Annotated in this window: 32 protein-coding genes; 20 read left to right on the top strand and 12 right to left on the bottom strand. The window is 32.8% G+C overall.

The genetic code is table 11. From position 1 onward, the window contains the following. The first annotated feature begins 117 nt into the window (after positions 1 to 117). Positions 118 to 453: a hypothetical protein gene (locus MK119_RS02990; RefSeq protein ID WP_290670764.1), complete on the top strand. Its 336-nt coding sequence runs from the start codon at positions 118 to 120 to the stop codon at positions 451 to 453. Between the two features lie 33 nt (positions 454 to 486). Here the strand turns inward: MK119_RS02990 and MK119_RS02985 are convergent, their stop codons facing one another. Beyond that, on the bottom strand, positions 487 to 909 hold the full coding sequence (locus MK119_RS02985; RefSeq protein WP_290670762.1) for a helix-turn-helix transcriptional regulator: 423 nt from the start codon (positions 907 to 909) through the stop codon (positions 487 to 489). Positions 910 to 1,215: 306 nt separating this feature from the next. On the opposite strand from MK119_RS02985, the gene MK119_RS02980 reads away from it, so the two are divergent. The 3 genes from MK119_RS02980 (at position 1,216) to MK119_RS02970 (ending at position 5,685) form a co-directional block, all read left to right on the top strand. Next, entirely contained in the window at positions 1,216 to 2,355 is a 1,140-nt protein-coding gene (locus tag MK119_RS02980; protein ID WP_290670760.1) for a M14 metallopeptidase family protein, read from the top strand. Positions 2,356 to 2,442: 87 nt separating this feature from the next. Beyond that, entirely contained in the window at positions 2,443 to 2,922 is a 480-nt protein-coding gene (locus tag MK119_RS02975) for an Lrp/AsnC family transcriptional regulator (RefSeq protein WP_290670759.1), read from the top strand. Positions 2,923 to 3,096: 174 nt separating this feature from the next. After that, positions 3,097 to 5,685: a phosphoenolpyruvate carboxylase gene (locus MK119_RS02970; RefSeq protein ID WP_290670757.1), complete on the top strand. Its 2,589-nt coding sequence runs from the start codon at positions 3,097 to 3,099 to the stop codon at positions 5,683 to 5,685. A gap of 189 nt (positions 5,686 to 5,874) precedes the next feature. Here MK119_RS02970 and MK119_RS02965 read toward each other — a convergent pair whose 3' ends face one another. Next, positions 5,875 to 6,738 carry a helix-turn-helix transcriptional regulator gene (locus tag MK119_RS02965; protein WP_290670755.1) on the bottom strand — a complete coding sequence of 288 codons (864 nt, stop codon included), beginning with the start codon at positions 6,736 to 6,738 and terminating at the stop codon, positions 5,875 to 5,877. Between the two features lie 94 nt (positions 6,739 to 6,832). On the opposite strand from MK119_RS02965, the gene MK119_RS02960 reads away from it, so the two are divergent. Both MK119_RS02960 and MK119_RS02955 read left to right on the top strand, forming a co-directional pair. After that, positions 6,833 to 7,186, top strand: coding sequence for a DUF983 domain-containing protein (locus tag MK119_RS02960; protein ID WP_290670753.1), 354 nt, complete (start codon positions 6,833 to 6,835; stop codon positions 7,184 to 7,186). 98 nt (positions 7,187 to 7,284) lie between these two features. Next, positions 7,285 to 7,797, top strand: a complete 513-nt coding sequence (locus MK119_RS02955) for a DinB family protein (protein ID WP_290670751.1) — start codon at positions 7,285 to 7,287, stop codon at positions 7,795 to 7,797. Between the two features lie 2 nt (positions 7,798 to 7,799). On the opposite strand, the gene MK119_RS02950 is transcribed toward MK119_RS02955, so the two are convergent. Continuing rightward, on the bottom strand, positions 7,800 to 8,078 hold the full coding sequence (locus tag MK119_RS02950) for a hypothetical protein (RefSeq protein ID WP_290670748.1): 279 nt from the start codon (positions 8,076 to 8,078) through the stop codon (positions 7,800 to 7,802). Between the two features lie 134 nt (positions 8,079 to 8,212). Further along, a complete protein-coding gene (gene aroB, locus MK119_RS02945) occupies positions 8,213 to 9,280 on the bottom strand; it encodes a 3-dehydroquinate synthase (protein WP_290670746.1) in 1,068 nt (355 codons plus the stop codon). 96 nt (positions 9,281 to 9,376) lie between these two features. On the opposite strand from aroB, the gene MK119_RS02940 reads away from it, so the two are divergent. From MK119_RS02940 to MK119_RS02910, 7 genes are all read left to right on the top strand, one after another. Further along, positions 9,377 to 10,543 carry a proline dehydrogenase family protein gene (locus MK119_RS02940; RefSeq protein ID WP_290670744.1) on the top strand — a complete coding sequence of 389 codons (1,167 nt, stop codon included), beginning with the start codon at positions 9,377 to 9,379 and terminating at the stop codon, positions 10,541 to 10,543. Positions 10,544 to 10,911: 368 nt separating this feature from the next. Further along, positions 10,912 to 11,238: a hypothetical protein gene (locus tag MK119_RS02935; protein WP_290670742.1), complete on the top strand. Its 327-nt coding sequence runs from the start codon at positions 10,912 to 10,914 to the stop codon at positions 11,236 to 11,238. A gap of 11 nt (positions 11,239 to 11,249) precedes the next feature. Further along, a complete protein-coding gene (locus tag MK119_RS02930; RefSeq protein WP_290670740.1) occupies positions 11,250 to 11,825 on the top strand; it encodes an insulinase family protein in 576 nt (191 codons plus the stop codon). A 15-nt stretch (positions 11,826 to 11,840) separates the two neighbouring features. Continuing rightward, the gene (locus MK119_RS02925) at positions 11,841 to 11,966 is read left to right on the top strand and encodes a hypothetical protein (RefSeq protein WP_290670738.1); all 126 of its coding nucleotides are present in this window, start codon (positions 11,841 to 11,843) and stop codon (positions 11,964 to 11,966) included. 117 nt (positions 11,967 to 12,083) lie between these two features. Beyond that, positions 12,084 to 12,212 carry a hypothetical protein gene (locus MK119_RS02920; RefSeq protein WP_290670736.1) on the top strand — a complete coding sequence of 43 codons (129 nt, stop codon included), beginning with the start codon at positions 12,084 to 12,086 and terminating at the stop codon, positions 12,210 to 12,212. A 59-nt stretch (positions 12,213 to 12,271) separates the two neighbouring features. Beyond that, entirely contained in the window at positions 12,272 to 12,478 is a 207-nt protein-coding gene (locus MK119_RS02915; protein ID WP_290670734.1) for an insulinase family protein, read from the top strand. Positions 12,479 to 12,629: 151 nt separating this feature from the next. Continuing rightward, positions 12,630 to 12,860: a hypothetical protein gene (locus tag MK119_RS02910; protein WP_290670732.1), complete on the top strand. Its 231-nt coding sequence runs from the start codon at positions 12,630 to 12,632 to the stop codon at positions 12,858 to 12,860. Positions 12,861 to 12,921: 61 nt separating this feature from the next. On the opposite strand, the gene MK119_RS02905 is transcribed toward MK119_RS02910, so the two are convergent. The 8 genes from MK119_RS02905 to MK119_RS02870 all read right to left on the bottom strand — a co-directional run bounded on the left by MK119_RS02905 (position 12,922) and on the right by MK119_RS02870 (position 19,036). Then, entirely contained in the window at positions 12,922 to 13,257 is a 336-nt protein-coding gene (locus MK119_RS02905; protein WP_290670730.1) for a hypothetical protein, read from the bottom strand. Positions 13,258 to 13,260: 3 nt separating this feature from the next. Next, positions 13,261 to 14,460, bottom strand: a complete 1,200-nt coding sequence (locus MK119_RS02900) for an alanine dehydrogenase (protein ID WP_290670728.1) — start codon at positions 14,458 to 14,460, stop codon at positions 13,261 to 13,263. Positions 14,461 to 14,515: 55 nt separating this feature from the next. After that, the gene (locus MK119_RS02895) at positions 14,516 to 14,965 is read right to left on the bottom strand and encodes a hypothetical protein (RefSeq protein ID WP_366512759.1); all 450 of its coding nucleotides are present in this window, start codon (positions 14,963 to 14,965) and stop codon (positions 14,516 to 14,518) included. 344 nt (positions 14,966 to 15,309) lie between these two features. Continuing rightward, complete coding sequence (locus MK119_RS02890; protein ID WP_290670726.1) at positions 15,310 to 15,867, bottom strand: hypothetical protein; 558 nt, start codon at positions 15,865 to 15,867, stop codon at positions 15,310 to 15,312. Between the two features lie 246 nt (positions 15,868 to 16,113). Continuing rightward, positions 16,114 to 16,353, bottom strand: coding sequence for a hypothetical protein (locus MK119_RS02885; RefSeq protein ID WP_290670724.1), 240 nt, complete (start codon positions 16,351 to 16,353; stop codon positions 16,114 to 16,116). Between the two features lie 268 nt (positions 16,354 to 16,621). Then, positions 16,622 to 16,777, bottom strand: coding sequence for a hypothetical protein (locus tag MK119_RS02880; RefSeq protein ID WP_290670722.1), 156 nt, complete (start codon positions 16,775 to 16,777; stop codon positions 16,622 to 16,624). A 215-nt stretch (positions 16,778 to 16,992) separates the two neighbouring features. Further along, entirely contained in the window at positions 16,993 to 17,400 is a 408-nt protein-coding gene (tsaE, locus tag MK119_RS02875) for a tRNA (adenosine(37)-N6)-threonylcarbamoyltransferase complex ATPase subunit type 1 TsaE (protein WP_290670719.1), read from the bottom strand. Positions 17,401 to 17,488: 88 nt separating this feature from the next. After that, positions 17,489 to 19,036 (bottom strand): response regulator, encoded by a 1,548-nt coding sequence (locus tag MK119_RS02870; protein ID WP_290670717.1) that lies wholly within the window; start codon positions 19,034 to 19,036, stop codon positions 17,489 to 17,491. A gap of 87 nt (positions 19,037 to 19,123) precedes the next feature. Here MK119_RS02870 and MK119_RS02865 point away from each other — a divergent pair, with 87 nt between their 5' ends. From MK119_RS02865 to sucD, 7 genes are all read left to right on the top strand, one after another. Next, on the top strand, positions 19,124 to 20,353 hold the full coding sequence (locus MK119_RS02865; RefSeq protein ID WP_290670716.1) for an HD domain-containing protein: 1,230 nt from the start codon (positions 19,124 to 19,126) through the stop codon (positions 20,351 to 20,353). A gap of 24 nt (positions 20,354 to 20,377) precedes the next feature. Then, positions 20,378 to 21,406 (top strand): UDP-3-O-(3-hydroxymyristoyl)glucosamine N-acyltransferase, encoded by a 1,029-nt coding sequence (gene lpxD, locus MK119_RS02860; protein ID WP_290670715.1) that lies wholly within the window; start codon positions 20,378 to 20,380, stop codon positions 21,404 to 21,406. Further along, on the top strand, positions 21,399 to 22,820 hold the full coding sequence (locus MK119_RS02855; RefSeq protein WP_290670713.1) for a bifunctional UDP-3-O-[3-hydroxymyristoyl] N-acetylglucosamine deacetylase/3-hydroxyacyl-ACP dehydratase: 1,422 nt from the start codon (positions 21,399 to 21,401) through the stop codon (positions 22,818 to 22,820). The genes lpxD and MK119_RS02855 overlap by 8 nt, the downstream gene beginning before the upstream one ends. A 60-nt stretch (positions 22,821 to 22,880) precedes the next feature. Further along, the gene (lpxA, locus tag MK119_RS02850; protein ID WP_290670711.1) at positions 22,881 to 23,666 is read left to right on the top strand and encodes an acyl-ACP--UDP-N-acetylglucosamine O-acyltransferase; all 786 of its coding nucleotides are present in this window, start codon (positions 22,881 to 22,883) and stop codon (positions 23,664 to 23,666) included. Positions 23,667 to 23,677: 11 nt separating this feature from the next. Further along, a complete protein-coding gene (gene efp, locus MK119_RS02845; RefSeq protein WP_290670709.1) occupies positions 23,678 to 24,244 on the top strand; it encodes an elongation factor P in 567 nt (188 codons plus the stop codon). A 76-nt stretch (positions 24,245 to 24,320) separates the two neighbouring features. Beyond that, positions 24,321 to 25,262: a UDP-3-O-(3-hydroxymyristoyl)glucosamine N-acyltransferase gene (locus tag MK119_RS02840; protein WP_290670707.1), complete on the top strand. Its 942-nt coding sequence runs from the start codon at positions 24,321 to 24,323 to the stop codon at positions 25,260 to 25,262. 103 nt (positions 25,263 to 25,365) lie between these two features. Continuing rightward, positions 25,366 to 26,238 (top strand): succinate--CoA ligase subunit alpha, encoded by an 873-nt coding sequence (sucD, locus tag MK119_RS02835; protein WP_290670705.1) that lies wholly within the window; start codon positions 25,366 to 25,368, stop codon positions 26,236 to 26,238. Positions 26,239 to 26,415: the final 177 nt, after the last annotated feature.

Below are 26,415 nucleotides of genomic sequence, written 5' to 3'. Positions count from 1 at the left end.
TTGCGTGAATTCTTTACAAAGTAACTAAAAAATCAGATGCAGATACACAAAATCCTGAAGGAATACAGTAGTTGTTGTATTTTAGTATCTTTAGGCGAAACATGATTTTTTTAAAATATGAAAATCAATTATTATCTAGTTTCAACCATATTTTCTTTGATTTCTGCTGGGCAACTTGCTTATGTTTTATTGTGGATCATGGGTATGGAAGAAGTTGATACACTATCATTAGAACTCATACTTATAATCACATTAGTATTGGCAACAATAATTTTATTGATTGCATTTCCTTATACAAAAAGAAAATCAGTAGCTACACAAACAACAGCAGGCTTAATTAGTATTGTATTTGTTTTAGTAACATTACTTTGGACAAGCTATAATTTCTTTTTGTTTGAGATATCGATGTTTACATTAATATTACTAATACTATATCTAATTGCAGGAATATAGTATTGTTGAAAATTGGAAGTGAAATTAGTTAATTTACTTCTGATACGCCTCAAAAGTTCCATCTGTATAAAAAATCACAATCTTGTCAATTGTTTTATCACTTGAAGAAACTTGTGATGGAATAGTGGCTTGTATTTTTTCTTCCAAAGGCAATGATTGTTGAATTGTAGTTTGTGTAGTTTTTGGTTTTGAAATTGGAGCAGTAGGCTGCAGTATTTCATTTGCTTCTGTTTTTGGAAAACTACCTTTTCCATTCAACAACCAATACAATTCTACTTCTGGAAAATTACTCAAAATCTTCATTACAAATTCTAAACTTGGTTTGTTTCTTCCAGATAAAATATGTGAGATACTAGAACGTTGTACGCCTAATCTATCAGCAAATGCAGAAGCAGATAAGTCATAATATTCAATTACTTTTTTAAGTCTTTTTGTAAAATCTGAAGTGTTTAGCATTGTAAACAATAAGTGTTGAATTGATATGTTTACAAATGTAAAAAGAATATTTCAAATGTACAAGTGTACAAAGTTAAACAATAATTAATAGGTTATATATTACTTTAGGTTGATGTTCTTAACATGTTAATAAACAGTTGTTTGTATTATTTTTATATCTGATATACATATATACTTCTATTTGTAAACAAGTGTATATTGAGTCTATAGAATCTCGTTTACATTAATAAACAAGTAGATGTAATTTTTGTGTTTACAATTGTAAAATATACAATGTTTACATTTGTAACTTGTAAACAGACACATATGTATACACATCCATTAGCGAATTGGTTTCGCTCAAATTTTGAATCATCATTAGAAGGTCGATACATTACTCTTACACATATTGATCCTTTGCTAAAATCATTGCCCTTAAAATTCAAGGTAAAAGTAATTGGGCGTTCTGTATTAAATCGCCCTATCCATTCCCTAACGATTGGAAATGGAAGCAAAAAAATACTTATGTGGTCACAGATGCACGGAAATGAATCTACTACCACCAAAGCTATATTTGATCTATGCACTTTTTTAAAACAATCAACAGAAGCTTCAGAAGCAATTCTAAGCAATTGTACTTTATGTATCATTCCAATGTTGAATCCAGATGGTTCTCATGCCTATACGCGCTTAAATGCCAATGAAATTGACCTAAATCGTGATGCACAAACACTTTCGCAACCAGAAAGTACAGTTTTAAAAGCTGTTTATGAGGAATTTCAACCTGATTATTGCTACAATTTACATGGACAGCGCACAATGTACAGTGCAGGAAATGTAGATAAGTCATCTATACTATCGTTTTTAACGCCTTCTGAGGATCAAGAGCGATCAATAACTCCAAGTCGTCAAAAAAGCATGCAAATCATTGTAAAAATGAACGAAATGCTTCAAAAAATCATTCCAAATCATATTGGGCGCTACGATGACGGTTTTAATATTAATTGTGTAGGAGATACATTTCAGTCCTTAGGAACACCAACTGTTTTATTTGAGGCTGGACACTTTCCAGGCGATTACAGACGCGAAAAAACACGCGAATTGATTTTTTACGCACTTATAGAGGCAATTCAGTACATAAGTTCAACAGAAATTACAGGGCAATTTACAGACGCTTATTTTGCAATTCCCGAAAATGCAAAACAGTATTATGATGTCATTTTAAAAAATGTAAAAACAGAGCAAAATGAAACTTTTGATTTAGGAATTATGTACCAAGAAGTGCTCACAAATGAAAAAATTGACTTTCAACCACAAATTGAAGATAAAAAAATATTAAAAAAATCATTTGGACACAAAATCATTGATTTTCAGGAGGCAATCGCTGCGAAGTATATATTTCAATCGTTTTCGTTGCAAACAGAGGTAGCTGAGTATTTAAGAAAATTCAATAAAATTGACAATTAGTTAACATATCTAATGGTGTTTTATGCATTATTATTCGGTTTTTTTTGTTTTTTTTGCATTATCTTTAAAAAATAATATAAGATAATCATGGCAAAATTTAGGTTAGATGAAGTGGATCATCAGATATTAGACATGCTGATTGAGAATACTAGAATTCCATTTACGGACATCGCAAAGAAGTTATTAATTTCTGCAGGAACAGTTCATGTTCGTGTTAAAAAATTAGAAGAGGCAGGAATTATTAAAGGGTCTTCGTTAACATTAGACTATCATAAATTAGGATATTCATTTATCGCTTATGTAGGTATATTCCTTGAAAAAACCTCGCAAACAAAGTTTGTGTTAAATAGAATACAAGAAATTCCATATATCACGGTGGCGCACATTACTACTGGAAAGTTTAATATTTTCTGTAAAGTACGTGCAAAAAACACAAAACACGCTAAAGATATCATCTTTATGATTGATGATATTGATGGTGTATCGCGTACAGAAACCATGATTTCGTTAGAAGAAAGTATCAACGATAAGAATCGCTTGATGCATTCTATTTTTAACGATTTATAACGATACAGCGAAAAATACAGCATATAAAAACCCTTGCGCTTTTCGTGTAAGGGTTTTTTCATTAGTAAACTCAATTTTAAAAAGCTTCGAAAAATATTTTGAATTGTTTGTTTAACTAATCTGATTTCAGGTATGTACCTTCTATTTGAAAAACCACATTAAAATTTTGAGCTTATGTCTCGCAAACCAAAACTAGAACGATTTAAAGAAAATGTTTCTTCTAAATATCAAATCTACAACAGTATTTTTATGACTTTACCTTTTGATGGAATCTCCAATACAGGTGTGTTATTGCCTTTATTTAGTGAGATTTGTGAAGAAGGGTATAGGCGCGATAAGAATCCATCACAAATCATGGACAAATTCTTTGAGCGCTATGTTGAAAAAGATAAAACTGAGGAAGAAAAGGTTAATTTACTGTTTCGCTTCATTCAATATATTGAGCGTCAGGTAGTTTTATTTGATGCTGTTGAAGATGCAGCGTTTCCTATTGTAAACAATATGGATGGACGTGGAACACTACGAAACATAAAGGAGGAAGCGCAAGAAAAGCATCAGATGGATGCATTAAAAAACTATTTAAAACATTTTAAAATCCGTCCTGTATTAACAGCGCATCCAACACAATTTTACCCTGGACAAGTACTTGGAATCATTACTGATTTAGCAGAGGCTATTGAAAAAGATGATTTATTGACGATAAAAAAATTATTGGCGCAATTAGGAAAAACTCCTTTCTTTAAAAAGGAAAAGCCTACACCATATAACGAAGCGGTAAGCTTAATATGGTACTTGGAGAACGTTTTTTATCATTCTGCAAGTAAAATATACAATTACATTCAGGATAATATCTTTAAAGATGAAGAACTAGATAATCAAGTGATTGATTTAGGTTTTTGGCCTGGTGGCGATCGTGATGGAAATCCATTTGTAACAACAGATATCACACTTAAGGTGGCAGAGCGTTTGCGTAGCACAATTTTACTGAACTATTATAGAGACATTCGTAAGTTGAAGCGTAGACTCACGTTTGAAGGTGTAGAAAAGCGCTTAGTACGTTTAGAACATATGTTGTATGACAATGTATATCTGCGAAAAGAAGACGGAATGCTTTCTTTGGCTGAGTTTGAAGCGGAATTAAAAGCAATTAGAGATGTTATAATAACTGACCATCAATCATTATTTTCTACAGAATTGAATGACTTAATCAATAAAGTAAAGTTGTTTGGATATCACTTTGCGATGTTAGACATTCGTCAAGATTCAAGAGTGCATCAAGGTGTATTTGAAAACATTGTAGATGTGATGGAATCTCGAGAAGATGCTTTATTTTCTATTGACTATGCGAATGCTACGGCAGAAGAAAAAATAAAAGTACTGACAAATATTGATAGCGTTATACAAGCTGAATATTTTGATAATGAAATCACAAATGCTACTATTTCATCAATTTATGCGATGAAAACCATTCAGAGCCGCAATGGTGAACGTGGAGCTAATCGTTATATTATTAGTAACAATCAATCGGCATTGCATGTAATGGAAGCATTTACAATGTTGCGTTTATGTAATTGGAAGCAACCGGATGTAGATGTTTCGCCTTTATTTGAAACAGTTCCGGACTTGCAAGCGGCACAAGATGTGATGCGAACTTTGTATACAAATGAAGCTTATGCAGCGCATTTGAAACGAAGAGGAAACAAGCAGTATATTATGTTAGGTTTCTCTGATGGAACAAAAGATGGAGGTTATTTAATGGCGAATTGGAGTATTTTTAAGGCAAAAGAAGAACTCACGGCTATTTCACGTGAATTTGGAATCAAAGTTATTTTCTTTGATGGTAGAGGTGGGCCGCCAGCACGTGGAGGAGGAAAAACACATCAATTTTATGCTTCGTTAGGGAAAACAATTCAAGATGAAGAAATTCAATTAACGGTACAAGGACAAACAATTAGTTCAAATTTTGGAACTCCAGAGTCATGTCAATACAACTTAGAGCAATTGTTGAGCTCAGGAATCTCAAATGAAATATTTTCAAACGAAGAAGCAGAGTTTTCAAATGAAGATAAAAAGACAATGGAAACCTTGGCTTCGGTAAGTTATGATACGTATGTAGCTTTTAAAAAACATCCAAGATTCTTAACTTATTTGGAGCGAATGAGTACATTAAAATATTATGCAAAAACTAATATTGGTAGTCGTCCGTCAAAACGTTCAAAGTCTAAAGAATTCAATTTTTCTGACTTGCGTGCCATTCCATTTGTAGGAAGCTGGAGTCAGTTGAAACAAAACGTTCCTGGTTTTTATGGAGTAGGAACTGCATTAGAGTATATGGAGAAAAACGGACAGTTTGAAGCGGTTGAAAACCTATACAAAAACTCTTCTTTCTTCCGAACATTGCTTGAAAACAGTATGATGAGTTTAACGAAGTCTTTCTTTAAGTTAACTGCATATATGAAAGATAATGAGGAGTTTGGTGAATTCTGGACTATTGTTTTTGAAGAATTCAATCGCACAAAGCGAATGCTCTTAAAACTAACAGGTTACGAAACCTTAATGGAGAATGAACAGGCAGGGAAAGCTTCAATTCATGCCCGTGAAAAGATTGTTTTACCGTTACTTACGATTCAACAATATGCCTTACGTAAGATTCAAGAATTACAAAAAGATCCAAATGCGGATGAAAACGAACTAAAGACCTATGAAAAAATGGTGACACGTTCGTTATTCGGAAACATTAATGCGAGCCGTAATTCAGCATAAAACTTCTATTTTTAGATACCAAACATTGAGTGTAGTCGAAATGTGAAGTAGAATTATTAATTGAAAAAATAGATTAGGATTCAGTATTTTTCTGTGTTTTACAGTAAGTGCTGAATCTTTTTCTTTTGAAGATAGTTCTAAAACATCTAAGTAAATCAACTTTCTGAAAACAAGAGCGCATCTAATCGCTTAATATTCTAACTTCCGAAACTCAGAAGGTGATAATGCTGTTTTCTGTTTAAATAATCTCGAAAAATACGAGTAATCTTCAAATCCTAAATAATTGGCAATTTCATTTACAGATAATTCAGGCGTTAATAACATTCGTTTTGCTTCTAAAATGATACGATCAGTAATAACAGTCGTGGCGGTTTTTTCTAAGGTTTCCTTGCAAATTCTATTCAAATGTTTCAAAGTGATATTTAACTTGGAAGCATAAAAAGAAGGCTTCTTTTCGTGTATGTAATACTGTTCAAGCAATACTTCAAAATTTCTTAAGACGGTATGGTATCTTTTGATTTGCAAATGAGTAGGATTGATGTAGTGACGTGATAGTTTAATGTAAATTACATCCAATAAACTCAAAACGGCATGTTCTTTTAATAAAGCTGTTGAAGAATATTCTGCTAAAACCATTTCAAAAAGCGATGAAATATTGTTCGCTTCTTCAATATCTAAAACTAGTTCAGGTGTATTGTATGTAGAAAAGTAAAATGGATAATCATTAATTTGTTTATGTTGAAAATGGAGATTGTAAAATTCTTTCGAATGAAATAGAATATAACCATCGATATCTTTAGAGAGTTCCCAATGATGCATGTGTCCTGGTTGTAAAGCGAAAACACTGCCGGGAACAATATGAAACGTATTAAAGTCAACTACATGTGTGCCAGTTCCTTTTGTGAAAATGACAAGTAAATGAAAATCATGTCTATGTGGTTTTTCAATAAATGGATGCGTTTGTAAATGCTCTTTAAAACGATTGCAGTACAAGTGTTTGCTTGTTTCTTGTTCTTTAAACTGTGAAATATTATAAACAGGAAGTAATTTCATTTTCTATAAAATGTCTTTTTTGTGCTATAAAATGCGAAAATACAAACTTTAAGGCAAATCATTGGTTTTTAACTTTGTATTAAAATTAGAATTCATGGAAAATACAGTTAAAAATATATATATTGGAACTTGTCCTAATTGCCGTAAAGGAAAGGTTTTTAAAGAAAAAGGAGGGTTTTTTAAGCTAAAATTACCAAAAATGCATGAAAAGTGTACAGTTTGTGATTATAAATTTGAAAAAGAGCCTGGATACTTTTATGGGGCGATGTATGTAAGTTACATGTTGACAGTTGGTGAGGCAATTGGGTTGTATTTATTACTGTCGTATGTTTTTCAGTTTGGAGATAACTTTCAAATCTTCTTAATGATTGCTGTTGCAATGATTGGATTGTCCTTTTTTAACATGCGGATTTCAAGAATAATTTGGATGTATTTGTTTAAAATTTGATTTTCTTTTGACTATGTTGCTGTGCTAACTTTTCAAGAAGTGAAATTAGCAGTATATTCAGTTTCTAAAAAATAAAAACCAAAAAACCGCAATTAGTTATGATTCCATTTCCAAACATAAACGAATACAATCCATATTTTGATCCGTATATTCAGAAATTTAAAGGTAAAGATATTTTTGAAGCATTGGCAAAAGGTGTAGAGGAAGTGACGGAATTGGTAAATTCTTTAACTGATGCGCAATTGAAAAGCGCTTATGCGGTAGGAAAATGGACAATCAAAGAGGTGTTGCAGCATATTATGGATACAGAACGTATATTTTGTAACAGAGCGCTGCGTTTTGCAAGAAATGATAAAACGGATTTGCCAGGTTTTGAACAGGATGATTATGTTCCGTATTCTGGAGCAAATGATAGAGATAGTGCTGAAATGCTTCGTGAATATTGTGCGATTCGACAAGGGACAATTGCGTTATTCCAGAGTTTTTCAGATGAAATGTTGGCTAGAGTAGGCGTCGCAAGCGGCAATGAAATGTCTGTTCGTGCTTTGGCATACATTGTAGCTGGGCACGAAAAGCATCATGTTAATGTAATTAACGAACGCTATGTTTAACGCTACTCTTCCGAAAAATCATTCACAATATTTTCGTCAGGAGTAATTTCTTCAATAACAGTATTACTATCTACATTGGTCATGGTGTAGTGTAATTTGCTACTCACTTTTACTAAATAAATGGTGTCGTTAGTGCGGACCTCTACGGCTTCAATAGTGTTATTGTGATGGTCATCAAATACAATAATGTCCCGATCTCTATAGCCGCCAGGATAACGCTCTTGTAAAAGTTGAAGAATTTCAGGCGTCACTTTTTTATAATCTATGATAGCTTTTCTCATAGGAATAATCTTTTAAAATTAATACTACGGTCTTAGGTAAATAAGGAGAATTTTTAGCTATTTAGCTCATAATAAAAATACAACTATTTTTTTTGAAAAGAAAAAAATAATGTCAGTAAACTGTGTTTTTAATGTTAAGAGTTGTAAAAATTGAAAGCCTCAATAATGATTTCATTCGGAACAATTTTATCTAAAACAGGCGTTCCAATATCGCTTAATAATACAAAATTGATATTTCCGTGTGAGTTTTTCTTATCGTATTTCATTAAATCGATAATAGCTTCATAATCAGAAGAATCAAAATAAACTTTTCCGTACATGTTTAAAATAACTTGTTTGATTTCAGCCAATTTCTCTTCTGGAAAACCTTCTTGTTTGTTGGAAATGTATGCTGCTAGTACCATTCCTACAGCAATTGCTTCTCCGTGTAACAAAGCTTCTTTAGTTTTGTGTGTAAGCAGGTAAGATTCAATAGCGTGACCGAGTGTGTGTCCAAAGTTCAATATTTTTCGCACACCATTTTCTTTTGGATCTTCGGTTACTACTGTGTTTTTAATCTGTACAGAATCATAAATCAATTCATCTAAATCTTCAATCGTAAAATTTGCCAAATTGATCATCTTCTTCCAATATGCTTCATCGTAAATCAACCCGTGTTTCAGCATTTCTGCCAAACCACTTCGCATTTCGTTTGCAGGTAATGTATTTAGGAAGGCAGTATCAATCAATACCATTTCCGGAATATTGATTACACCGATTTGATTCTTTAATGTTCCTAAATCTACACCTGTTTTTCCTCCAACAGAAGCATCTACCATTGATAATAAGGTTGTTGGTACATTAATGTATGAAATTCCACGTTTAAAAGTAGAAGCTACAAATCCACCAAGATCTGTAACAACGCCGCCACCAACATTGATTAATAAGCTTTTACGATCCGCATTCAGTTCAGAAAGGACATTCCAAACGCCAGTACAAGTTTCAATATTCTTGTAAATTTCTCCTGTCATGATCTCCACAACTTCAATCGGTGTTTCTGTTTGTATATTACTCATAAAATACGGTAAGCAAAATTCGTGCGTATGTGCATCGACTAAAATAAAAATCTTGGAATAGTTTGAGTTTGCAAGATGTTCTTGAAGATTTGCATAGCAATTTGTATTGAAATGCACTAAATAATCTGCCGCTTGAATAGAATTCATAATCTGTAAAAACTAGTATTAGCAACAAAATAAAGCCTTTTTTAAACAAAAAAATAATAATTCAATAACTATATTTGTGAAAGTAATTATTTATAGATGGAACCTATTTTTAACAACACAGAGAATGCTTTTGCTTTAAAAACAGATTCTCAGCTCGATAGAGCCTATTTTTTATTTAAATTAATTTCAAACCAGCCTCTAGTACGAATTGGAACTGCAGTTACAAATTTTGCCATAAAGGCGCATTTGCCAGTAGAGAGTTTAATTAGAGCTACGGTTTTCGATCATTTTTGCGGAGGAACTTCAGAAGAAGAATGCTTGCCTGTTGTAGATAAAATGTTTGAAAAAGGAGTTTGTAGTGTGCTGGATTATTCTGGTGAAGGAAAAGAAGAAGAAGAGCAATTTGATGCAACACTAGAAAAGATACTTAAGATACTAAATTTTGTAAAAGAAAAAAAAGCCATTCCTTTTGCAGTGTTTAAACCAACTGGTTTTGGTAGAATAGATTTATATGAAAAAGTAGGGAGTGGAGATGCATTAACTGATGATGAGCAAGCAGAATGGAAGCGTGTTATTCATCGTTTTGATACCATTTGTAAGAAAGCTCATGAAATGGATGTTGCGTTATTGATTGACGGAGAGGAAAGTTGGATGCAGGATGCTGCAGATACTGTTGTTGCTGATATGATGCGAAAGTATAACAAGCAAAAAGCTGTTGTTTATAATACATTGCAAATGTATCGTTGGGATCGAATGGAGTATTTAAAACAACTTCATGTAGATGCCAAAGCGCAAGGTTTTCACATTGGGATGAAGCTTGTCCGTGGTGCATACATGGAAAAAGAAAATAAAAAGGCTGAGGAGAATGGGTATACATCTCCAATATGTGAATCAAAAGAAGCTACAGATAAAAACTTCGATATTGCTGTAGCATATATGTTAGACAATTTGGATTGCATGGCAGTATTTGCAGGAACTCACAATGAAGCTAGTTCATACAAGGTTGCTGAGATTATGAAAGAAAAAGGTATTTCTAATAATGATGCACGTGTTTGGTTTGGACAATTGTATGGAATGAGCGATCATATTAGTTTTAATTTAGCAAAAGTTGGTTATAATGTAGCAAAATACTTACCTTTTGGACCTGTAAGAGATGTAATGCCGTATTTGATCCGAAGAGCTGAAGAAAATACGTCTGTTGCAGGACAAACATCTAGAGAATTAAGTTTATTAAAACAAGAACGAAAACGAAGAAAAATGTAACACTCAATTACGCCCAAAAAACACTAAACAACCATTATTACTGCCATGAAAATTAAAAACTTGCCAATTGCTATACTTATAGCATGAATTTTCATTTCTTTTTCTTGTGAACAAAAAGAACAAATAGAAAAAAAGCAAAGTGATTCAAAATTCACATTAAAATACGAAAAGTTTACGTTAGATAATGGTTTGGAAGTGGTTTTACATGAAGATCATTCAGATCCGATGATTGCCGTTGCTACGTTGATGCGTGTAGGTTTAAATAGAGAAAAACCAGGAAAAACTGTTTTTGCACATTTCTTTGAACATATGGTGTTTAATGATTCTGAAAATGTTCCTACAGGTTCAAATAGGAAGGTGATTCCAGAATGGGAGGAAGTCGTAATGAAGGAACTTGGTCAGAGGTTACAATCTATTATGAAGTATTGCCTAAATATGCTTTTGAGAAGATTTTGTGGATTGATTCTGATCGTTTAGGGTATATGATCAATACAGTTACAAAAGAAGCTCTAGAGCGTGAAAAGCAAGTGGTTAAAAACGAAAAACGTCAAAACTATGATAATGTGCCGTATGGATTCACTTCTGAAGTAATTCGTGCCAACTTATATACAAAAGATCATCCGTACAACTGGACAGTGATTGGTTCCCTTCCTGATTTACAAGCTGCTACGCTAGAAATACGTATTACAGGCTAAACAATGCAACCTTGGTTATTGCAGGAGATATTGATATTGCAGAAACAAAAAAAGCTGTTAAAAAATGGTTTGGTGAAATTAAAAGAGGAAATGAAGTTGCTGATTTGAAATTTATGCCTGTAACATTGTCCGAAAAAAAATCATTATACTTTGAAGGTAATTTTGCAAAGCTTCCTGAGTTTCAAATGGTATTTCCAACAGTAGAGATGTTTCATAAGTATCAATATGTATTTGAAATTTTAGGAGAAATGCTTGGTGGAAGCAAAAAATCTCCTTTATATCAAGAAGTAGTAGTTTCTAAAAAATTAGCACCAAGAGTTTTTTCATATAATAGTAGTAATGAACTTGTAGGAGAATTTTCGTTTGCTGTTCGTGCGAATGCAGGAGTAGATTTAAACGAAGTAAAGGTAGTGCTTGATAAAGGATTAGAAAATTTTGAAACTAATTTTGACGAATCACAACTAAAACGAATTAAGGCGCAATTAGAGGTAGAACTTTACAGAGGTACGGAATCTGTTCAAGATAAAGCTTTTGCTTTGGCAAGAGGAAATGTGTATGCTAAAGATACAGCAAATGTAATTAAGTAAGCAGAGCTTACTAGTATGGTAACGAAAGAAGATGTATTTCATGTGTACAATACATACATAAAAGATAAAAATTATGTGATGACTTCGTTTGTTCTTAAAGAGCAATTTAGGCTAGCCATAAAAGGAGCTGACAAAGCATAAGTGTATCAAGAAGAAATTGTACAAGGAAAAGTACTTGAAGAAGTTGGGTAGAGAGCAGAAGCTCAATATGAAAAAACAGTTACAAAACATGATCGTTCAGAACCTGAATTTGGAGACTTGACTTTGTTTAAATCTCCAGAAGTTTGGAAAACCAAATTAGCTAATGGAATTGATGTATTTGGAATAGAAAACAACGAAGTTCCATTAGTATTTTTGCTATTACAATTGGCGGTGGACATTATTTAGATCCTAAAGATAAAGCAGGAAAGTTATTCTTTATTGATTTTCCTGGAGCAAAACAGTCTTTGATTTATGCTGGACAATTAGCATTGTCACAAGTGGATCCAATGTATAATAATTTGGAGTACACAAATCAAATACTTGGAGGAGGATCAAGTGGTCGTTTGTTTCAAACACTTCGTATTGAAAAAGGGTATACGTGGAGCTTATTCATTTTTGCAAAAATTAACAGAACAAGCGTCTTTTGTGCTGTAAACGAGTGTTCGCACTAATGCGACATTACCTTCTTTAAAAATTATTGAAAGTTTAGTGAGTAATTATGCAAAAGATTTTAATGAAAAAGAAGTATAGATTACTAAGAATAAAATCTTAAAGAGTAGTGCTAAAGATTATGAGAAGTTAAATTCCAAATTAGGAATTTTAATGCAAATTAGTAAATATGAAAAAGACTTTGATTTTCTTGAGAAAGAACTAAAAGAATTAGTAGACATGTCTCTTGATGATTTTCAAGATGTTATAAACACGCATATTCAAGAAGATGATATGTTTTATTTAGTTGTAGGAGACAAAGAAACGCAACTAAAAGAAGTAAATTCTTTTGGAAAAGGAGATGCTCTTGAGCTTGATATTTACGGAAATATGTTGAAGAACTAATTAAATTAGTTCTTCATTTTTATATTTTTAATCAATGCGGTACTGTCGCAATTGTGTACCGTTAATTCGATCTCTCTATTTTTAACATGCCTTCTATGATGTAGACTTTACAAGTATCAGCATCAACTTTTGCTTTGCTTCTAGAAAAATCTACATCACCATCTTTTAGAATGTTTGAGATTTCGGTAGTGTCAATTTCTTTATTATCAATCAATTGGCGAATTTCAGGTGAGAAGCGACGTTCTTTGATGCGGATATTTTTTAAAGTTCGTGCATTTGGTAAATAATCAAACTCACACTTAACTCCACGTCCTTTTACAAAAAAAGCAAACATTACCAATCCAATGGCTAATCCTCCAAAATAAAAACCAAAACGTCTTAAAAGACCATTATTCATGTACTAAAAAATTAATAGATTAATATCTCTGTAAGGTAAATCGAACCATTCAGCTACGGATTTGTTCGATAAAACTCCGTGGTAAAAGTACAAACCATTTTTCAATCCTTTATCAAAACGAAGTGAATTTTCTAATCCGCCATCTTCTGCAATTTTTAATAAATAAGGAGTGAAAATATTACTAATTGATACTGAGGCAGTTCTGGAGTATCTTGCAGGGATATTTGGAACGCAATAATGGATAACTCCGTGTTTCTCAAAAGTGGGTTTGTCGTGTGTAGTAATCTCACTTGTTTCAACGCATCCGCCCATATCTATACTCACATCAATAATTACAGAACCTTTTTTCATATTTTCAACCATGGTTTCTGTAACTAGAATAGGTGATCTGTTTTTCCCGCGCACCGCTCCGATCATGACATCACAACGTTTAAGTGCTTTTAGTAAATTCTTGGGTTGAACTGTGCAAGTGTAGATAGGTCTTCCTAAATTTGTTTGGATTCGACGCAATTTTGTAATAGAATTATCAAACACTTTAATATTTGCTCCTAGGCCTAAAGCAGAACGAGCTGCAAATTCTCCAACAGTTCCTGCGCCAAGAATAACAACTTCTACAGGTGGAACACCGCTAATATTTCCAAGCATTAATCCATTTCCGCGATTTACATTTGCCATAATTTCAGAAGCGATTAATACAGAAGCAGTTCCAGCAATTTCACTTAAAGAGCGTACTGCAGGATACGTTCCATCTTCATCACGGATATATTCAAAAGCAAGTGCTGTGACACGTTTGCTTGCTAAAATTTCAAAATATCTTTTGGATCGAGTTTTAATTTGTAATGCAGAAATTAAAATAGTTTGCGGATTCAATAACTGCAATTCATCTAATGTCGGTGGTTCAACTTTTAGGATAATAGGGCAGGAGAATACTTTTTGTGTATCATTGGTAATCTCTGCGCCAGCATCGGTATATTCTTTATCTGAAAAATTGGCTTCTTTTCCTGCGCAACTTTCTATCAATACTCTATGTCCGTGCGCTACAATAGCGGCCACGGCATCGGGAGTTAAGCAAACTCGCTTCTCTTGATAGGATGTTTCTTTTGGAATCCCAATAAATAATTCTTTCTTGCTTTTTAAAATTTCAAGCGTTTCTTCTTGAGGAAGTAACTGTTGTTTGGTGAAAGGTGATAAAGATTCAGCCATGAAGCATTAAGATTGGTTAAAACATGAAGTTACAAATAAAAAAGAAGTAAAAAAACTACTCATTCTGTTCATCTAATAATTCTTTTTCTTTTCGTTCATAATCAGCGAGTTCTGCATTCATTTTTTCTAAATCAATTCCGTAAACATGTTTATCGAATAATTTTATTCTGATAAAATAAACAATAGGAATAACTACCATCATCACTGGTATGACATAATATATTTCTACTTCATCAACATATTTTGCATCATCATTGAATACTGTAATTAATTGAAAAAAATACATTGCAATTGGTATTATTATGACATGATACCACCATTCTTTACAGGTAAAAAACCATAATATTAAAAACATTAAAGAAACTATTTTGGAAGTTGCCCAATATGCTGTAGACTGAACACTTCCATAATATGCACTATCATAGGTAAAAAAAGAAGTTTCCCAAACTTTTACATCTGGAAAACTTTCGTAAGAATAGAATATATATGGTGAGATTGCTATCAATATAGCAATTATGCTACCCGTTACTAGGGATCGGGATTTTTTTATCGACGTTCTCTTCTGTTTGGTATGGATTGTCTTCATCAGCAATACTGTCTGGGTTACAAGATACAAATAATATTGTTGAAAAAGCGGCTAGTAAGTAAAAGTAAAATTTAGTTTTCATCTGATCAATTAGGTTATTTAGTTTAACGATGGTACAAACTTATTTAATAACCAATTAATTATCAGAAAAATAGCAATATATATTTTCTACGTACTTTTGTTAGTTAAACTAAAACTAACAAAAGTCGTAGAAAATAGTAAGTTTTGTATTTTTTACGTAAGTATTTTCGCGAATATACGAATTATTTTATTTCATTATTATTTAAAGCTTCATTTTCCTTTCGCTCATATTCTTCTAATTCTTCATCAATTTTTCTTAAATCTATGCCCAAGGCATATTTGTCATATAATCTTAATCTTAAAACATAAACAATAGGAGCAATGACCATCAATACAATTATCACCCATAAACTTTCATTTTCATCAATTAAATTAGTTGCTTTATTTAACACAGAAAAGAGCTGAAAGCCGTATAATGTTATTGGTACAAGTATAATGTGATACCACCAATGTTTGCATGTTATAAACCAAAATATCAACAAGTACAGTGGTATTAATTTTCCGAGGTAAAGCCAAATTGCAATGTGAACACTTGAGAATCCGTTTTTAGTAATAACAAACAACCCAGTGTCCCATGTATCTCCCTTGGGAACAGCCAGATAAGCATACGCCAAAAAGGGGGTTATTGCTGTAAAAAAAACAATAATTGTATCAAAAAATATTTTCTTTTTAGCCCAAGTCCTGGTCTGTAATTTCTTTTTTGTCGAGTCCTTGTTCAGTTTCGTATGGGTTGTCTTCATCAGCAATGCTATCTGGATTACAAGATACAAATAAAATTGATGATACAGCTGCTAATAGGTAAAGGTTAAATTTAGTTTTCATGTTTATTATTTATTATTTAGTTTAACGATGGGTCAAACTTATTGAATAACCAAATGTTACCTTTAAAAAAAGCATAATATATTTTCTACGTATTTTTGTTAGTTTTAACTAATTTTAACTAAATGCGTAGAAAATAGTATATTAATTGTATTTCAATGAACTTCTTATTTTTTAGTTTCTATAGCTGAATTTAATTGCTCTAATTCTTTTCGTTTGTATTCTTCTAATTCTGCATCTATCTTTTTTAAGTCAATTCCGTGAACTAGCTTATCTATTAATTTTATGCGAATAAAATACACAAATGGTATTATGATCATCATTACAGGAATTAACCAATATATTTCAACAACATCTAAAATACTTGATTTGTCATTAATCGCAGTGAATAATTGAAATCCAAACATAAACATTGGAATTAATATCACATGATACCACCATTTACTACAGGTTAGAAACCATAAAATCATCAATAATAGAGGTATGGCTTTGTTTAGAGAAATCCAAACAAGAATTTGAACATTCTTATATTCTCGTTTATCAATTGTAAAAAGTGGAGTTTCCCATTTTTCTACAGCAGGGACATATTCATATAATTGAAACAGATATGGTGTTATAGCAATTATTGCAACTATTATTGAGTTAGCTATAATTCTTCTCCTGTAAAAACTTCTTTTAGTTGTTTTGACCAGGAATTTTGACGTCTTTTTTTTTGATTTTTTGCTCTGTTTGGTATGGGTTGTCTTCGTCTGCAATGCTATCTGGGTTACAAGACACAAATGTTACTGATGTCAATACTACTGCTGCGTATAAATAATTTCTTAATTTCATTTTTTGTTTTAGGTTTTAGTTTTACGATATGGCAAACTTATCCAATAAACAAGTGATTTTCAGAAAATTATCATATTTTATTTTCTCCGTATTTTTATCAATTTTTCTCTTTTGATTAATATCAGAATTTTCATTCAATATACAACAAAAGTCATTTATTTGTCAGTCTTTTCGGTTTATTTTATGGTTTTAGTTTTGGTTTTTCGCTGTAATGCTCAATTTTTTAGGTGAATTGAACGTAATTTCTTATTAATTTTATTAATAGTGACCTTGGTAATTTCTTCTGGTAACAAATTTTTTATACGTTCTGGCCATTCTATAAAGCACCAAGCATCACTGTACAAGTAATCTTCTATACCTATATCATAGGCTTCTTCTTCATTTTCCATTCGGTAACAATCAAAATGGTATAAAATATCATTCGGTGCATGATATTCATTCACAATAGAGAAGGTTGGACTACTAGTTAACTCGTTTACGCCAAGTTGCTTAGCGAGTACTTTTATGAGTGTTGTTTTTCCAACGCCCATTTCCCCGTGAAAGGTAATGATTTTATGCTCAGATTCCGCTAAAATAGCTTTCGCAATCTCATCGATTTGAGAAAGATTGTATTCTTTTTTCACTTAAATTTTATTTTTGAGGCTTTCCTCAAATGTACTAAAAAATCTGCAAATGCCTATAAAATCACTTGGTGCACTATTATTTCTGACATTATCTTGGCGATAAAACTGCAAACGGAATAATCATTTCTTCCAAAGACACTCCACCATGTTGGTAGGTATTTCTGTAGTAACTTACATAGTGATTGTAGTTATTTGGATATGCGAAGAATAAATCTGTCTTTGCAAATATGAATGAGCTACTCATGTTAATAGCTGGCAAGTGAATGGTTCTGGGATCTTTAGCCGCTAACACATCTTTTTGTTCGTAGGTTAAACTTCTTCCCGTTTTGTAGCGTAAGTTCAAACTGGTATTCTTGTCACCCACAACTTTCGAAGGATGTTTTACATTAATAGTGCCGTGATCAGTAGTAATAATTAATTTAAAACCTAAACGTTGCGATTGTTGAATAATCTCTAATAAAGGAGAATTTTTAAACCAACTTTGCGTCAATGAACGATAGGCTTTATCATTTGAAGCCAATTCTTTAACAACTTCCATTTCTGTTTTAGCATGTGAGAGCATGTCTACGAAGTTATATACGACTACTGTTAAGTCATTATCTTTTTGCGATTTAAAGTTGTCTGCGAGCTTCTTTCCTCCTTTTAAGCTGGTAATTTTGTGGTATTCATGCTTAATATTAAGTCCTAAACGTTTTAATTGCGCTTTCAGGAAATCATCTTCATGCAAATTCTTCCCGCCTTCATCAGTGTCATTTTTCCAGTATTCTGGATGTAATTTTTCCATATCTGATGGCATTAAACCTGAAAAGATAGCATTTCGGGCATATTGTGTTGCTGTAGGCAAAATGCTGACAAAAGGAACTTCTTTTTCCTTTTTATAATGTGTATTTACAATAGGTTCAAAAGCTTTCCATTGATCGTATCGTAAATTATCAACGACAACTAATAAAGTTGGTTGCGCTTTGCTGATTTCAGGGACAACCAATTCTCTAAATAAAGTATGTGACATAATTGGCGCTTCTTCATTGCCAAACCAATCTGGATAATTTTTATCAATAAATTTCCCGAATTGTACATTAGCTTCATTTTTTTGAGATTCCAAAATTTCAAACATTCCAGTGTCTTCAATATCTTCTAATTGCAATTCCCAATAAATCAGTTTTTGATACAATTCTATCCATTCATCAATAGAATTTACCATTGCCATATCCATTGCAATTTTTCTAAATTCTTGCTGATAGTTGGAGGTTGTTTTTTCAGAAACCAAACGAGAATGGTCTAAGTTTTTCTTTAAACTCAATAAAATCTGATTTGGGTTAACAGGTTTTATTAAATAATCTGCAATCTTAGAACCAATCGCTTCTTCCATGATATATTCTTCCTCACTTTTGGTAATCATCACCACAGGAAGATTGTTTTGTTTGGCTTTTAATTCTGATAAGGTTTCAATTCCTGTCAATCCAGGCATATTTTCGTCTAAAAATACAATATCATAGCTATCTTCATCAATCATTTCTATAGCTTCAGTTCCACTTGTGCAGGTAGTAACTTCGTAATTTTTTTTCTGTAAAAAGAGGATATGAGGTTTTAATAAATCTATTTCATCATCAACCCAAAGAATCTTGAATGCGCTCATGTAAATCTTTATTTAGTAAATTGTTAGTAAGGTATCTTGTTTTGAACTTATAGTACTTATATTTGTGCTTATTCTAAAAATAGACTATTGAATACTAGAAATAAGCTTAAAATCTTAAACGACCCAATTTACGGATTTATTACAATTCCCAATCCGCTCATTTTTGATTTAATTGAGCATAAATATTTTCAACGGTTAAGGAGAATTTCACAAATGGGAATGTCTTATTTGGTATATCCAGGCGCGCATCATACACGTTTTCATCATGCATTAGGTTGTATGCACCTTATGCAAAAAGCAATTCAAGTGCTTTGTTTTAAAGGTGTTGAGATTTCTGAAGAAGTAAAAGAGGCTTTGTTAGTTGCTATATTATTACATGATATTGGTCACGGACCTTTTTCGCATGCTATGGAGCATAGCATTGTAAATAATGTGCATCATGAAGAAATTTCACTGCTTCTTATGGAGCAATTGAATAAAGAATTTAACGGAAGTTTAACGCTTGCTATTGAAATATTCAAAGGAAATTATCCTCGAAAATTTATGTATCAGTTAATTTCTGGTCAAATTGATATGGATAGAGCTGATTATTTAAAGCGAGATAGTTTTTATACAGGAGTTGCCGAAGGAAATATCAACTCGGAGCGTATTATTACCATGTTAAGTGTAGTAGATGATGAATTGGTTATAGAAGAGAAAGGAATTTATTCTGTAGAAAAGTTTTTAGTAGCAAGACGTTTAATGTATTGGCAAGTATACTTACATAAAACAAGTTTGGTTGCAGAACAATTATTGATTAGAGTATTAAAAAGAGCCAAGGAATTAACCACACAAGGCGTTAATTTACAAGCAAGTGCAGCGTTATCGTTTTTTATTCAGAATGAAATCTCTATTGAAGATTTTAATTTTGAAGTCTTAGATCGATTTGCGCAATTGGATGATTATGATATAGTTTCTGCTATGAAAGAGTGGATGAAAGAAGAAGATTTTGTGCTTTCCAATCTTTGTAAAATGATTATTAACCGCGATTTACTCGGTATAAAAATCAAAAACAAGAAAATACCAAATAAAAAGCTTCAAAGCGAAACACAGAAACTAATGGACACCTATAACATAAGTAAGCAAGAATCGGCATATTTTGTGTTTTCTGGAGAAATTTCTAACCAAGCATACAAAACCACAAGTCAGAATATAAACATCTTAATGAAAACTGGAAAAATTCAAGATGTGGTCAAAGCTTCTGATCAATTAAACTTGAAAGCGCTCTCAAAACCCGTGACAAAATATTATATATGTTTCCCAAAAGATAAACTTTAGGAGTTTTTTTATACTTTTGCGGCAATGAAGTTTACAGCGACACAAATAGCAGGTATTTTAGAAGGAGATATCGTAGGTAATCCAGAAGCGGAAGTATCTAAACTTTCTAAGATAGAAGAAGGCACAGAAGGTTCATTAACTTTCTTAGCAAACCCTAAATATACACAGTACATTTACAGAACAGGTGCATCTATAACCATTGTAAATAAAGATTTTACCCCCGAAGAAGAATTGTCTACTACATTAATTAAAGTAGAAGATGCGTACAAATCATTTTCCAAGCTTTTAGAATATTACAATAAAGTAAAAATGAATAAAGTAGGTATAGAACAACCTACTTTTATATCGGATTCAGCTACGTTTGGAGAAGAATTGTACTTTGGAGCATTTTCATACATGGGAGATAATGTTAACATTGGAGATTACGTAAAGGTGTATCCAAATGCATATATTGGTGATAATGTAACTATCGGCAATAATGTAATTATCTTTGCAGGTGCAAAAATTTATTCTGAATCAGTCATTGGAGATAATTGCGTAATCCACAGTGGTGCGATTGTTGGTGCTGACGGATTTGGTTTTGCGCCAAATGAAAAAGGAGAGTATCAAAAAGTACCACAAACTGGAAATGTAATTTTAGAAGCCAATGTTGATATTGGTGCAGGAACTACGATCGATAGAGCAACTTTAGGTTCTACAATCATTAGAAAAGGAGTAAAGCTTGACAATCAAATCCAAATTGCACACAATGTAGAGATTGGTGAAAACACCGTAATTGCAGCGCAAACAGGAATTGCAGGTTCTACCAAAATTGGAAAAAACTGCATGATAGGTGGACAAGTTGGAATTGTTGGACATATTACTATTGGTGACAATGTTCGCATCCAAGCACAATCAGGAATTGGTAGAAATGTAAAAGATGGAGAAACATTGCAAGGTTCACCAGCATTAAATTATGGAGATTACAACAAATCGTATGTGTACTTTAAAAACTTACCAAAACTTGCAAAAACAATCAATCAATTAGAAAAAAAAATAAACGACAATGAGTGAAATTATTGTTAAACAAACTACCATCGCCAAAGAAGTATCCCTAAAAGGCGTTGGATTGCACACAGGAAAAGAAGTTACCTTAACTTTTAAACCTGCACCAGAAAATCATGGATATACTTTCGTAAGAGTCGATCTTGAAGGAAGTCCAATAATTGAAGCAGATGCAAACTACGTAGTAAATACACAGCGTGGAACTGTTTTAGAAAAAAGAGGTGTTAAAATTCAAACTTGTGAGCATGTATTAGCAGCTTTAGTAGGTTTGGAAATTGACAATATAAGCATAGAATTAGATGCTTCAGAACCACCAATTATGGACGGTTCTGCAAAATTTTTCTTGGAAGCTCTAGAAGAAGCTGGAATTGTAGAACAAGACAAACCAAGAGAAGAATACATTGTAAAAGATGTTATTTCTTATATTGATGAAGAAACAGGTAGTGAAATCACAATCATTCCTTCCGATCAATACCAAGTAACAACTATGGTAGACTTCGGAACGAAAGTATTAGGGACGCAAAATGCTACTTTAAAACATATTTCTGACTTCAAACGAGATATTGCAAGTTCTAGAACCTTTAGTTTCTTACACGAACTAGAAATGTTATTAGAACATGGACTTATCAAAGGAGGTGACTTAAACAATGCGATTGTATATGTTGATAAAGAATTATCTCTAGAAACAATGGACAAACTTCGAGTTGCATTCGGAAAAGATAATATCGCAGTAAAACCAAATGGAATTTTAGATAACTTAACCCTGCATCATCCAAACGAAGCTGCACGTCACAAACTATTAGATGTTATTGGTGACTTAGCATTGGTAGGAACACGCATCCGTGGAAAAGTAATTGCAAATAAGCCTGGACACTATGTAAACACGCAATTTGCAAAGAAACTATCTAAAATCATCAAAATAGAAAAGCGTAACAAAGTTCCAACGTATGATTTGCACCAAACGCCTTTAATGGATGTCAATCAAATCATGGCAATGTTACCACACAGACCACCATTTTTATTAGTTGATAAAATTTTAGAATTATCTGATAAGCATGTGGTAGGTGTGAAAAATGTAACGATGAACGAACCGTTTTTCGTCGGACATTTCCCAGGAGCACCAGTAATGCCGGGAGTTTTACAAATTGAAGCGATGGCGCAAACAGGAGGAATTCTAGTACTGAGTACAGTTCCAGATCCTGAAAACTACTTAACGTTCTTTATGAAAATTGATAAAGTAAAGTTCAAACAAAAAGTAGTTCCAGGTGATACCTTAATATTCAAAGCCGATTTAATTACGCCAATTCGTAGAGGAATTTGCCACATGCAAGCCTATGCTTACGCTAACGGTAAATTAGTTGCAGAAGCAGAACTAATGGCACAAATCGCACGTAAAAAAGAAGAAGATATCGTAAAAAAATAAGGCTTTAAAAAAAAAGCGTATTTTACGATCAATTTCAAAGTATTAATTAAAAACTAGTAGATGAATCAACCTTTAGCATACGTTCATCCAGGTGCAAAAATAGCAAAGAATGTCGTTGTGGAACCGTTTACAACCATCCATAACAATGTAATTATTGGAGAAGGAACTTGGATCGGTTCAAACGTAACCATTATGGAAGGAGCGCGAATTGGGAAAAATTGTAACATCTTTCCCGGAGCCGTAATATCTGCATCACCACAAGATTTAAAATATCAAGGAGAAGATACCATAGCCGAAATAGGTGACAACACAACTATTCGTGAATGTGTTACAATTAACAAAGGAACCTCAGATCGTATGAAAACGGTGATTGGAAAAAATTGTTTGATCATGGCGTATTGCCATATTGCTCACGATTGTATTGTAGGTGATAACTGTATCTTTTCAAACAATAGTACATTGGCAGGACACATTACTGTTGGAGATCATGTAATTCTTGCGGGAATGACAGCTGTACACCAATTCTGTTCTATTGGAAACCATGCGTTTGTAACAGGTGGTTCATTAGTTCGTAAAGATGTTCCTCCGTATGTAAAAGCAGCACGTGAACCATTATCGTATGTAGGAATCAATTCGGTTGGATTGCGTAGACGCGGATTTACCACTGAAAAAATACGTGAGATTCAAAATATCTTCCGAATTCTCTACCAAAAAAATTACAACAATACTCAAGCTGCTGAAATTATTGAAGCAGAAATGGAAGCCACTACCGAGCGTGATGAAATCTTACAATTCATCAAAAACTCGCATAGAGGTATCATGAAAGGTTATATTACATCAAATTAAAACATTAAAACATGGCAAGTACTTCAGATATTCGCAAAGGATTGTGCATTCGTTACAACCACGATATTTACAAAATTGTTGAATTCTTACACGTAAAACCAGGAAAAGGACCTGCGTTTGTACGTACTAAATTAAAAAGTGTAACTACAGGGAAGGTAATTGATAATACATTTTCTGCTGGACATAAAATTGACGATGTTCGCGTAGAAACACACACATTCCAGTATTTATACAATGACGGTGATACGTTTCACTTCATGAATACACAAGATTACAACCAAATTACACTTCAAAAATCTGCTTTAGATGCGCCAGATTTATTAAAAGAAGGTGAAAATGTTAAGATTCTAATCAATTCTGAAGATAGTGCGCCATTATCTGTAGAAATGCCAGCAAGTGTTATTTTAGAAGTAACACACACAGAACCAGGTGTAAAAGGAAACACAGCAACCAATGCTACAAAACCTGCAACAGTTGAAACTGGAGCAAGAGTAAACGTTCCTTTATTCATCAATGAAGGAGATAAAATCAAAGTAGAGACTGAAAAAGGTACCTACATGGAACGTATAAAAGAATAAAAAATCATAAAGCGCAATTTCATACATTGCGCTTTTTTCTTTTAAAAACCATCTGATTAAATCTAAAAAACCACAGATGAAATTCCCTAGAATACACACACTTAAAGAAATAGCTGAAATCATCAACACTTCGTATGTTGGAGACGATTCGTTTCCAGTACACGGAATGAATGAAATTCATGTAGTAGAAGCAGGAGATATTGTCTTTGTTGATCATCCAAAATACTATGACAAAGCCCTTGAGTCAAAAGCTACAATTGTATTAATAAATAAAGAGGTAGAATGTCCAGAAGGCAAAGCATTATTAATTTCTGATGATCCTTTCAGAGATTTTAATACGCTTACAGATCACTTTAGACCTTTTGTTAGTGCTTCCGCGTCAATTTCACCATCTGCAACTATTGGAGAACGTACTGTAATTCAACCGAACTGTTTTATTGGAAACAATGTAACTATTGGAAATGATTGTATGATTCATGCAAATGTTGCAATCTATGACAATGCTGTAATAGGAAATAATGTAACCATTCATTCAGGAACGGTTTTGGGTGCAGATGCTTTTTATTACAAAAAACGCCCTGAAGGATTTGATAAACTAAAATCTGGTGGACGTGTTGTATTAGAAGACAATGTTGATTTAGGATCTTTATGCACAATTGATAAAGGTGTTACAGGAGATACAACCATTAAAAAAGGAACCAAAATTGATAATCAAGTACATGTTGGGCATGATACTGTGATTGGAAAGAAATGTTTGATCGCATCACAAACAGGAATTGCTGGTTGTGTAGTTATTGAAGACGAAGTTACTATTTGGGGACAAGTAGGAATTACAAGTGGAATCACTATAGGAGCAAAGTCAGTTATTTCAGCACAATCAGGCGTAAGTAAAAGTCTAGACGCAGGAAAAAGTTACTTTGGAACACCTGCGGATGATTTTAGAAAAAAATACAAAGAAATTGCATCAATTCGTCAAATTCCAGAATTGATAAAACGAATAGAAAATTTAGAAGAATAATAGCTTTAAAAAGTATGTAAAATATTTCAAGATAAATCTCAAAAAATACTTTACAAATACTTTAGAAAAAACTATTTTTGTTCAGCCAAAAAACAAATATCAAATGAGCGTTTTAGTAAACAAAGATTCAAAAATAATTGTTCAAGGATTTACAGGAAGTGAAGGAACATTTCATGCAGGTCAAATGATTGAGTACGGAACTAACGTAGTTGGTGGTGTAACTCCAGGAAAAGGTGGACAAACACACTTAGACAAACCAGTTTTTAATACAGTTGCTGAAGCTGTTGAAAAAGTAGCTGCCGATACTACAATCATCTTTGTGCCGCCAGCATTTGCTGCCGATGCAATTATGGAAGCTGTCGATGCAGGAATAAAGGTAATCATCACTATTACAGAAGGAATTCCTGTAGCAGATATGACAAAAGTTGCTGCATATATTGAAAATAAAGACTGTCGTTTAGTAGGTCCTAACTGTCCAGGTGTAATTACGCCAGGAGAAGCTAAAGTCGGTATCATGCCAGGATTTGTTTTTAAAGAAGGTAAAGTAGGAATCGTTTCTAAATCAGGAACCTTAACTTATGAAGCTGCCGATCAAGTAGTAAAACAAGGATTAGGAATTACAACGGCTATAGGAATTGGGGGAGATCCAATCATCGGAACTACAACAAAAGAAGCTGTTGAGTTATTAATCAATGATGATGAAACTGCATGTGTAGTAATGATTGGGGAAATTGGTGGACAATTAGAAGCTGATGCTGCTAAGTGGTACAAAGAAAGCGGAAGTAACAAACCTGTAGTTGGTTTTATTGCTGGAGAAACTGCACCAAAAGGTAGAACCATGGGACATGCTGGAGCAATCGTAGGTGGAGCAGATGATACTGCAGAAGCAAAGAAAAGAATCATGCGCGAGTGTGGAATTCATGTAGTGGATTCACCAGCTGAGATTGGTAAAAAAGTAGCAGAAGTGTTAGGATAAACTAACCTGTTAAAAATATATAAAAGCGCATTATCAAATGGTAATGCGCTTTTTCTTTAGAATTAATTTACGATGTCTATAATACATGCTAGATTATCAGGATTAATATGTTCTCCAATAATACTTTCTTGATGCTCTATTTGATACTTTTCCAAATTTTCTAACATAGTTTTTATT

This window comes from Kordia sp. (assembly GCF_022447245.1).
In the GTDB taxonomy this organism is placed as follows: Bacteria; Bacteroidota; Bacteroidia; order Flavobacteriales; family Flavobacteriaceae; genus Kordia.
The sequence above is the reverse complement of the archived record's forward strand: the minus strand, read 5'-3'. Positions and strand labels throughout refer to the sequence as shown.

Excerpts from the sequence above, each read along its gene's own strand:
- MK119_RS02900 (WP_290670728.1), bottom strand. The coding sequence starts at position 14,460 with ATGGCTGAATCTTTATCACCTTTCACCAAACAACAGTTACTTCCTCAA.
- MK119_RS02975 (WP_290670759.1), top strand. The coding sequence starts at position 2,443 with ATGGCAAAATTTAGGTTAGATGAAGTGGATCATCAGATATTAGACATG.
- MK119_RS02910 (WP_290670732.1), top strand. The coding sequence starts at position 12,630 with ATGCAAATTAGTAAATATGAAAAAGACTTTGATTTTCTTGAGAAAGAA.
- MK119_RS02940 (WP_290670744.1), top strand. The coding sequence starts at position 9,377 with ATGGAACCTATTTTTAACAACACAGAGAATGCTTTTGCTTTAAAAACA.
- MK119_RS02840 (WP_290670707.1), top strand. The coding sequence starts at position 24,321 with ATGAAATTCCCTAGAATACACACACTTAAAGAAATAGCTGAAATCATC.
- MK119_RS02870 (WP_290670717.1), bottom strand. The coding sequence starts at position 19,036 with ATGAGCGCATTCAAGATTCTTTGGGTTGATGATGAAATAGATTTATTA.
- MK119_RS02965 (WP_290670755.1), bottom strand. The coding sequence starts at position 6,738 with ATGAAATTACTTCCTGTTTATAATATTTCACAGTTTAAAGAACAAGAA.
- MK119_RS02905 (WP_290670730.1), bottom strand. The coding sequence starts at position 13,257 with ATGAATAATGGTCTTTTAAGACGTTTTGGTTTTTATTTTGGAGGATTA.
- sucD (WP_290670705.1), top strand. The coding sequence starts at position 25,366 with ATGAGCGTTTTAGTAAACAAAGATTCAAAAATAATTGTTCAAGGATTT.
- MK119_RS02925 (WP_290670738.1), top strand. The coding sequence starts at position 11,841 with ATGGTAACGAAAGAAGATGTATTTCATGTGTACAATACATACATAAAA.
- MK119_RS02955 (WP_290670751.1), top strand. The coding sequence starts at position 7,285 with ATGATTCCATTTCCAAACATAAACGAATACAATCCATATTTTGATCCG.
- lpxD (WP_290670715.1), top strand. The coding sequence starts at position 20,378 with ATGAAGTTTACAGCGACACAAATAGCAGGTATTTTAGAAGGAGATATC.
- MK119_RS02970 (WP_290670757.1), top strand. The coding sequence starts at position 3,097 with ATGTCTCGCAAACCAAAACTAGAACGATTTAAAGAAAATGTTTCTTCT.
- MK119_RS02960 (WP_290670753.1), top strand. The coding sequence starts at position 6,833 with ATGGAAAATACAGTTAAAAATATATATATTGGAACTTGTCCTAATTGC.
- aroB (WP_290670746.1), bottom strand. The coding sequence starts at position 9,280 with ATGAATTCTATTCAAGCGGCAGATTATTTAGTGCATTTCAATACAAAT.
- MK119_RS02935 (WP_290670742.1), top strand. The coding sequence starts at position 10,912 with ATGGGAGGAAGTCGTAATGAAGGAACTTGGTCAGAGGTTACAATCTAT.
- MK119_RS02890 (WP_290670726.1), bottom strand. The coding sequence starts at position 15,867 with ATGAAGACAACCCATACGAAACTGAACAAGGACTCGACAAAAAAGAAA.
- MK119_RS02950 (WP_290670748.1), bottom strand. The coding sequence starts at position 8,078 with ATGAGAAAAGCTATCATAGATTATAAAAAAGTGACGCCTGAAATTCTT.
- MK119_RS02855 (WP_290670713.1), top strand. The coding sequence starts at position 21,399 with ATGAGTGAAATTATTGTTAAACAAACTACCATCGCCAAAGAAGTATCC.
- efp (WP_290670709.1), top strand. The coding sequence starts at position 23,678 with ATGGCAAGTACTTCAGATATTCGCAAAGGATTGTGCATTCGTTACAAC.
- lpxA (WP_290670711.1), top strand. The coding sequence starts at position 22,881 with ATGAATCAACCTTTAGCATACGTTCATCCAGGTGCAAAAATAGCAAAG.
- MK119_RS02985 (WP_290670762.1), bottom strand. The coding sequence starts at position 909 with ATGCTAAACACTTCAGATTTTACAAAAAGACTTAAAAAAGTAATTGAA.
- MK119_RS02990 (WP_290670764.1), top strand. The coding sequence starts at position 118 with ATGAAAATCAATTATTATCTAGTTTCAACCATATTTTCTTTGATTTCT.
- MK119_RS02885 (WP_290670724.1), bottom strand. The coding sequence starts at position 16,353 with ATGTTTGGATTTCAATTATTCACTGCGATTAATGACAAATCAAGTATT.
- MK119_RS02880 (WP_290670722.1), bottom strand. The coding sequence starts at position 16,777 with ATGAAATTAAGAAATTATTTATACGCAGCAGTAGTATTGACATCAGTA.
- MK119_RS02980 (WP_290670760.1), top strand. The coding sequence starts at position 1,216 with ATGTATACACATCCATTAGCGAATTGGTTTCGCTCAAATTTTGAATCA.